The organism is Arthrobacter sp. Y3225116 (genome assembly GCF_059091245.1).
In genome coordinates this window covers 1-3,820 of the sequence record NZ_JBNHGL010000263.1, presented here as the reverse complement: position 1 = coordinate 3,820, position 3,820 = coordinate 1, and the positions used below count along the sequence as shown (strand labels likewise).

Sequence of the window (3,820 nt, the reverse complement as noted above, 5' to 3'; positions counted from 1 at the left end):
GCCGCGGGAGGCCTGGGCGCCGGCCTGCTGGCCGGTGTGGCCGCCGGCTTCGTCGGCTCGGCCATCGCCGGTCCCCTGCTGGAAGGATTCTCCGGCATCGGGGAGGGACTGGCCGGCGCCGCCGAAGGATTCGGCGATACCGTCGCCTCCGCCGGTGAGGGCTTTGCGGACAATGCAGGCTTCGGCGGTTTCTTTGGCGACGGCGTCGAGGGGCTCGGCGACTGGGAGATCTAGCCCGTCAGGCACCCGCCTGGGGAACGTCGCCGTCGTCATCGGCCTCCGGGACCGGCGGCGTGATCAACAGGGCGGTGCCCGCGTAGGGTCCGAGGTGGAGATAGAAGCTGTGCAGGTCGTCCACCGTGCCGATGGTTTCGCCGCTGAACGCGTCGGTCACTTCCGAGCCCAGCTCCAGGGCTTCGGAGCGGACGGTACCGGCGATCTCCTGGCCGGAGAAGTTCAGGACCGTGACCTCTTGCCCGCCCGAGACCAGCTGGTGGACCATCACCAGCATGCCGCGATGGGAGACGTCGGGAACGTCGATCAGGGCGCTCTTGGCGATGCCGTGCTCTTCCCGGACGGCCAGGATGCGTGCCAGCTGCCGGGCGAACGAGGCTTCGTCCTCGAGCTGCTCGGGCAACGTGCCGTACAGGGCCTTGCCCATGGGCATGCCGGAGGTTGACGTCTCGGCCGTCGGGTCGAAACCCATCAGGTCATGGGCGCTGCGGTTGATCCAGCGGGTGTCCCCCCGGGACATCAGCCGGGCCACCCGGCTGCGCTCCAGCGGCAACATCCCGCACAGATCCCAGCCGGAGAGCGCGAAGACCCCCGGCTGCAGCGCGTTGTACATGGCCAGCAGCAGGTGCACCCGGCGGATCTCCGCCGACTGCTCTTCGGTGATCGAATCCAGGTCGGTGATGCCCAGCACCGCGGTGATCACGCTGGCCGTGGTGCAGGCGATCCCGTTGGCCGTGAAGACCAGGTTGTAGGGGGCTGCTTCGCCGGTGATCCCGTCCCGCAGGGTCTGCTGCACCTTGTGGGCCAGCTCCGCGCCGGTGAGCTCCTCGCCGTCGAGCTCGTAGACGTCGTCCTTGTGCTTGGTGGTGAAGTGCACCAATTCGTAGGTCAGCTCGTCGTGGTTCTGCAGCGCGTGCACCAGCGACGCCTGGTCCACGCCGATGTCCATGGCCAGGCGCAGCGTCAGCCGGAGGAACTCGGTGTCCGCGGTGACCAGGGCGTGGTGGTACGCCGGACGCGTCACGAAGTCGTAGGACAGGTCCGGGCCGGTTTCGGAGGTGGCCTTGATGTCGTCGATGGACAGGTTCAGCTCCTGGAAGGTGAAGCCACCGACCTTGCGGACCATGCTGCCGATGATCTGGTTGGCGGCCGCCGAGAGCGGATGCCCCTCGGACCAGCCCGGCGTTTCCTCGGCGCTCTTCTCCACGCCCAGGAAGCCGTTGGCGTCCAGCCGGAGCGCCCCAGTCCCCAGGTCCACCAGCGAATGCAGGGCATCGCCCATCACCAGGCGCATGCCGGAGAAGGTGGGGTCCAGCCAGTTGATCGACGGCTGGCCGGCCTTGAAGTAGTGCAGATAGACCCAGCGGTGGGCCTTGCCCTCTGCGTCCAGGACCGGCGGGGTGGCGCTCCAGTTCGTTTCCTTCACGCCGGGTTCGTAGAAAATGACCCGCTGCAGTTCGCCGATGATGTAGCCGGCCTGCTGGAGCCGGCGCTCGGTCGCGACGTCGATATTGACCGAGTCCTCGCCCTCGGGGACATCGGGCAGCAGGTCCCAGTCGGACTCCGGGATGTCGATCATGTGGTAGATGCCCGGATAGTCGCGGAAGTTCATCTCCGCCAGCCGGAAGTCTGCGCCCTTGCCCGTGTGGCCGGGCACGATGTCGTCCACGATCGTGCCGCCGTGTTCGGCGGCCACCCCGCACATGCTCCGGAACTCGTCCTCGGTGCCGAACAGCGGGTCGATGGCCATGCTGATGCGGTCGAAGTGCCCGTCCACGCTGGGGGTATGGTTCCAGCCGGTCAGGCCGCCGGCCAGCTTCACCGGCCCGATGTGGATGGCCTTGATGCCGATCTGCTGGAAGGCCTCCCAGAGCGCGGCATCGCCCAGCGCCGCCAGGAACGTCTGCCCGGGCCTGGTGATCAGCGACAGCGGGTAGGCGGTGAACCAGACCGAGGCCCGCTCCACCGCCGCCCGCGGGTTCGGATACGCGAACGGGTTCTGCCACATGCTCGCCTGCCCCGAGAGCTGGCGCCCCAGAACCTTCGCGTCGCCCAGCATGGACTGGTTGCGCAGCCACTCCACATAGACCTTGTTGCGGGCGTCCGGCTCGAACGGCGGTTGGCCGGGCACAAAATGGCGGCGGCGGGCCCTGGGCCGCAGCGACCGGGGACGGGCCGGGTAGAACTGCTCGTCAAAAGTGATGTCCGGCGCCTGGGGTTCGGCGAGGGGCTCGACGGCGGTGTTCCCGCCGTCTGCCGCGGCGGCACCCCCGTCTGCGCCCGCGGCGGCAGCCCCGTCTGTGCCCGCGGCAGCACCGCCGTCGACATGGTTGGTGCGGTCAAGGACGGGATCGTGCCCCAGAACCGAATCCTTCATGGCGTCATCTCCTTTGTGCTCGACTCCTGGAATTCTCCAGACGGGCTCTACCCCCAACATTGCCAGACGGCCGGGGCCACCACTACCCCGGGGCACCGGTCAGCCGGGCAGTTCCAGCTCTTCCACCCGGCGCTGCAGGTGGCGGCGTTCCACCTGGTTCCGGCAGAGCGCCAAGGCCAGCCGGTAGTGCTCGGCGGCTTCGGTGACGCGTCCGCTGCGGCGCAGCAGTTCGGCGCGGACTCCGGGCAGCCGGTGGTTTCCGCGCAGTTGGGCCTCCAGCCCGCCCAGCAGCTTGAGGCCGGCCGCCGGCCCGTCCGCTTCGGCGGCGGCCACCGCCCGGTTGAGCCGGACCACGGGCGAACCGGTGAGGGCGTCAAGTCTGGCGTAGAGGCCGGCGATGCTCGTCCAGTCCGTCTCTGCGGCGGTGGCGGCCGAACAATGGGCGCCGGCGATCAGCGCCTGCAGCCGCAGTTCCTCGGCGTACCCGCTGTCCGGCGGCTGGTCGATCAGCAGTCCGAGCGCCTCGGAAATCTCCCGGTGGTGCCACCGGCTGCGGTCCTGATCCGGCAGCAGCACCAGTTCCCCGTCCCGGATGCGCGCGTCGCGCCGGGCATGCTGGAGCATCAACAGCGCCTTGAGGGAGCGCAGCAGCGGCGTGTGCGGCATCAAGTCGTTCAGCAGTCCCGCCAGCCGCACCGCTTCTCCGGCTTCTTCGGCGCGCAGCAGGTCGGCGCCGTCGCCCGGAAGGTAGGCACTGGTGAAGGCCAAGTAGACCGTCCGTGCCGCGTTCTCCACCCGGTCCGGAAGGTCACCGGCGTCCGGCAGGGCGAACGGAATGCCGGAGCCGGCGATCTTCTTCTTCCCGCGGGTTATCCGGGCCGCCATGGTGGCGTCGCTGACCAGGAACAGCCGCGCAATCCGCGCCGTCGGCAGGCCCATGACGAAGCGCAGTGCCAGCCCGGCCTGCACCTCGGGAAGCAGCGAAGGATGCGTGGCCATGAAGATCATCGGCAACCGCTCGTCCGCGTACTCCACGTCGCCGGCACCGCCGGCGGTACCTGCGTCAGGCACCGCCCCCCGGAGCCGGTCGGCGACCAGCAGCGGGAGTTTCCGGCCGGCCACCTGCTCATGCCGCAGCGCATCCAACACGGTGCGCTCCGCGCTGCGGTAGAGCCAGGCGGGCGGGTTGCCGGGAGTGCCCTCGGCCGG

At 69.5% G+C, this 3,820-nt stretch carries 2 protein-coding genes and 1 pseudogene; 1 reads left to right on the top strand and 2 read right to left on the bottom strand.

Annotation, left to right across the window (positions count from 1 at the left end):
- Nucleotides 1-234 (top strand): annotated as a pseudogene (locus AC5RV2_RS15755) (hypothetical protein); the annotation flags it as partial.
- Nucleotides 235-238: 4 nt separating this feature from the next.
- On the opposite strand, the gene treS reads toward AC5RV2_RS15755, so the two are convergent.
- Nucleotides 239-2,611, bottom strand: coding sequence for a maltose alpha-D-glucosyltransferase (gene treS / locus AC5RV2_RS15750; RefSeq protein WP_494093113.1), 2,373 nt, complete (start codon nucleotides 2,609-2,611; stop codon nucleotides 239-241).
- A gap of 99 nt (nucleotides 2,612-2,710) precedes the next feature.
- A partial coding sequence (locus AC5RV2_RS15745; protein WP_494093112.1) for an RNA polymerase sigma factor occupies nucleotides 2,711-3,820 on the bottom strand: 1,110 nt, incomplete at its 5' end.

What these genes read in the sequence shown, in the direction of transcription:
- treS (WP_494093113.1), bottom strand. Translation starts at nt 2,611, where the DNA reads ATGAAGGATTCGGTTCTGGGGCACGATCCCGTCCTTGACCGCACCAAC.